5 protein-coding genes are annotated in these 3,393 nt (G+C 32.5%); all 5 read left to right on the plus strand.

Annotated features, from left to right (window positions below; all coding sequences use genetic code 11):
• On the plus strand, positions 1-502 hold a 502-nt coding region (locus OU788_RS12000), incomplete at its 5' end, for a PDZ domain-containing protein (RefSeq protein ID WP_274635384.1).
• Between the two features lie 135 nt (positions 503-637).
• Positions 638-2,080, plus strand: coding sequence for a glyceraldehyde-3-phosphate dehydrogenase (locus OU788_RS12005; RefSeq protein WP_274635385.1), 1,443 nt, complete (start codon positions 638-640; stop codon positions 2,078-2,080).
• A gap of 100 nt (positions 2,081-2,180) precedes the next feature.
• Entirely contained in the window at positions 2,181-2,543 is a 363-nt protein-coding gene (locus OU788_RS12010; RefSeq protein ID WP_274635386.1) for a hypothetical protein, read from the plus strand.
• A gap of 130 nt (positions 2,544-2,673) precedes the next feature.
• On the plus strand, positions 2,674-3,237 hold the full coding sequence (locus OU788_RS12015) for a hypothetical protein (RefSeq protein ID WP_274635387.1): 564 nt from the start codon (positions 2,674-2,676) through the stop codon (positions 3,235-3,237).
• 4 nt (positions 3,238-3,241) lie between these two features.
• On the plus strand, positions 3,242-3,393 hold a 152-nt coding region (locus OU788_RS12020; protein WP_274635388.1), incomplete at its 3' end, for a DNA ligase LigA-related protein.

Raw genomic sequence — 3,393 nt, forward strand, 5'->3', positions numbered from 1 at the left:
ATTTACAAACCTTAAAGATGATTATAATAAAGGAGGTGCTAAAAAAGCTGGATTAAAAGAAGGAGACATCATAACGAAAGTAAACAACGTGAAAATTACCAAGTTTTCAGACTTAAAAGGTCAGTTAACAGCAAAAAGACCAGGAGAATACGTAAATGTAATAATCGATAGAGATGGAGAAGAACTTACTAAGGTCGTTAAGTTAACTAAGCTTATAAAACTACCTGTAAGTAAAGTTTTACAAACCGAGTTTGAAGATATTACAAACGATGATAAAAAGAAGTTTAAGATAGAGAGTGGAGCTAAGATTAAAAGAACTGAGAATATAGCATTTAAGCAGTTTGATGTAGGAGAAGGGTATATTTTGACTAAAATTAACGGAAAGAAGGTTGCTGATGCAAAAGAAGCAGCAAGTATGTTAGACAAAACTTACGGTAGTGGTAATAGACTTTTGCTAGAAATGATTAGTCCTTCCGGTCAAATAGAAAGATTTAGATATTAATAGAATAATATTTTTATAAAGAAAGCCTTGTTAAAATCACTTTAACAGGGCTTTTTCTTTTGAAAAACCAATCAAAAATCAAGAAGAAATACCTATTTTTGCACAAATTTTTTAATTTTTAGTTAACACACAACTATGTCAACAATAACAAATTACGAAAAAGAAGTAGTAAATCAAGCGCAAGTTCGAAGAGCTACTGTTGAGTTTATTAACATCGTAAACGATTTATGGTACGATAAATCTATCGAGTTAGTATTATTTAGAAACCCGTTAGTAGATAAAAGAGCTAGTGAGGTTTTAAACTTAATCAACTATGCTAAAGAGTTTGTAGCTAAACCAATCACTATTGAAGATGCTTTAGAAATTGCGAAAGCTATTCAATCAATCGATTTGCCACCATCAAAATTAGATATCGGTAAATTAGCTTATGAATTTCACTTACAAGACGATGCTTCAGCAGACAAAATTGCTTTTGTAAAAGAGCAATTAAAAGATGCTACTGAGGCAGAAAATATCAAACCAAAAGATGTAGTATTATATGGTTTTGGTCGTATTGGTCGTTTATTAGCTCGCGAGTTAAGTAGCAAAATGGGTAAAGGTTCTCAATTACGTTTAAGAGCTGTAGTTACTCGTGGTAAAATTGACCAAACAGTTTTAGAAAAAAGAGCTTCATTATTAAGCGTAGATTCAGTTCACGGAGATTTCTTAGGTACTGTTCAAGTTGATGCCGATAACAATGCGTTAATCATTAACGGAACTACTGTTTATATGATTTCAGCTAATCAACCAGAAGACATCGATTATACTGAATACGGAATTAATGACGCGTTAATTATAGATAACACTGGTGCTTTTAGAGATGGTGAAGCATTAAGTCGTCACTTAAAAGCTAACGGAGCTAGCAAAGTATTATTAACTGCTCCAGGAGGTGGTGTGCCAAACATCGTTCACGGTGTAAATCACGAAGAGAACAACCCAGATAATATCGATATTTTCTCTGCGGCTTCTTGTACTACGAACGCTATTACTCCAGTATTAAAAGTATTAGAAGATAACTTCGGAATTAAAAAAGGACACTTAGAAACGATCCACGCATATACTAACGACCAAAACTTGGTTGATAACATGCACAGTAAATACCGTAGAGGTAGAGCAGCAGCTTTAAACATGGTAATTACTGAAACAGGTGCAGGAAAAGCAGTAGCAAAAGCGTTACCAGCATTAGCAGGTAAATTAACGTCAAGTGCTATTCGTGTACCAGTACCAAACGGATCGTTAGCAATCTTAAACTTACAATTAAACTCTCCAGCTACAGTAGAATCTGTAAACGCTATTATGAAGAAATATGCGTTAGAAGGAGATTTAGTAGAGCAAATTCAATACTCATTAAGTAATGAATTAGTTTCTTCTGATATTGTAGGAACAACAGCTCCATCTATCTTTGATAGTAAAGCTACTATTGCAGATGGTGATACAATCGTAATTTACGTATGGTATGATAATGAATACGGATACTCTCACCAAGTAATGCGTTTAGCTAAGCACATCGCTAAAGTACGTCGTTATACTTACTATTAATAGAAAGTAAATAAATAGATAAATTTAGCCGAAGCCTTTAAAGCTTCGGCTTTTTTTATTAATTTTGAATAAGAATAAACCCCTTAAAATGTCCCCTAAAATGAAAAAGATAGTTGTACTACTATTCTTAACACTTGGTGCTACTTCACTAAGTTATTCTCAAGAGTTAAATACGTTAATTACAGGTAAATGGTTTGTAGATTCAATGAAAGTTGGCAATGAAATTTGCGAGTTTTCTGAAGGATCAAGCTGGTTAGAGTTTTCTTATGAAGGAAAATATGAAATCATGATGAATGCTCAAAAAGAAGAAGGAAGCTGGAAGCTACTTAAAGAGAAAAATGAATTAGAGTTTGATAAAAAAAGCTTTGATGAAAACTTAAAAATTGAAAAAATAACTGAAACAGAATTGTTAGTTTCAGCAAAAGACGAAGATATTATCTATACGATGTCGTTAAAAAGGTAAACAATAATAGTTTGTTTTTTTAGCAGCCGAGGTAAGGGATTACCTCGGTTTTTTTTATTTTTAATTGATAGGAGTTTAGTTTTAGTTCTCATAAATCTTTTCCTTAAATTAGCGTTTAAAAATAAATTTAATGAGATCAATACTTACTCCTATATTATTATTGTTTGCCGCAATAACAACCAATTCACAAAACAAATTACCTTATTACGAAATACCTAAAGAGGCAGAGGAGTTTACAGCAGGAACTGTTGTGGGTAGAATGATAGATGGATTAGGGTTTCGTTATTATTGGGCTACAGATGGTTTAACTGAAGAAGATTTAGAATACAAGCCAAGTAGAGAAGCAAAAACAGCAGGAGAAACAATAGATCATGTGTTAAGCTTGTCGATAGTAATTAAAAATGCTGCGTTAAAGGTTCCGCATAAAGAAGTAAAATCAGAAATGACATTTGCTGAAAAGAGAAAAGCAACCTTAGAAAATTTAAAGTTAGCGAGCGATATTTTTAGAAAAAGTACAGATGTATCACAACACAAAATAATTTTTGGAGAAAAAGAACATCCGTTATGGAATGCTATTAACGGACCTATTGCCGATGCTACATGGCATGCGGGTCAATTGGCTTCTTTTAGACGTGCATCAGGAAATCCAATCAACTCAAAAATCAATCATTTTACAGGTACCGTTAGACAATAATTTAATGACAGTTCAAGAAAAGATACAACAGTTAAGAGAAGAGCTACATCAACATAATCATAGTTATTATGTGTTGGATAAACCAACTATTTCAGATTATGAATTTGATATCAAATTAAAAGAACTTCAACAGTTAGAAGACGAAAATCCAGAGTT

The organism is Tenacibaculum sp. L6 (assembly GCF_028823685.1).
Taxonomy (GTDB): domain Bacteria; phylum Bacteroidota; class Bacteroidia; order Flavobacteriales; family Flavobacteriaceae; genus Polaribacter.

Bases quoted from the DNA above. Each gene is read 5' to 3' on its own strand.
- OU788_RS12005 (WP_274635385.1), top strand. From the start codon at position 638: ATGTCAACAATAACAAATTACGAAAAAGAAGTAGTAAATCAAGCGCAA.
- OU788_RS12010 (WP_274635386.1), top strand. From the start codon at position 2,181: ATGAAAAAGATAGTTGTACTACTATTCTTAACACTTGGTGCTACTTCA.
- OU788_RS12015 (WP_274635387.1), top strand. From the start codon at position 2,674: ATGAGATCAATACTTACTCCTATATTATTATTGTTTGCCGCAATAACA.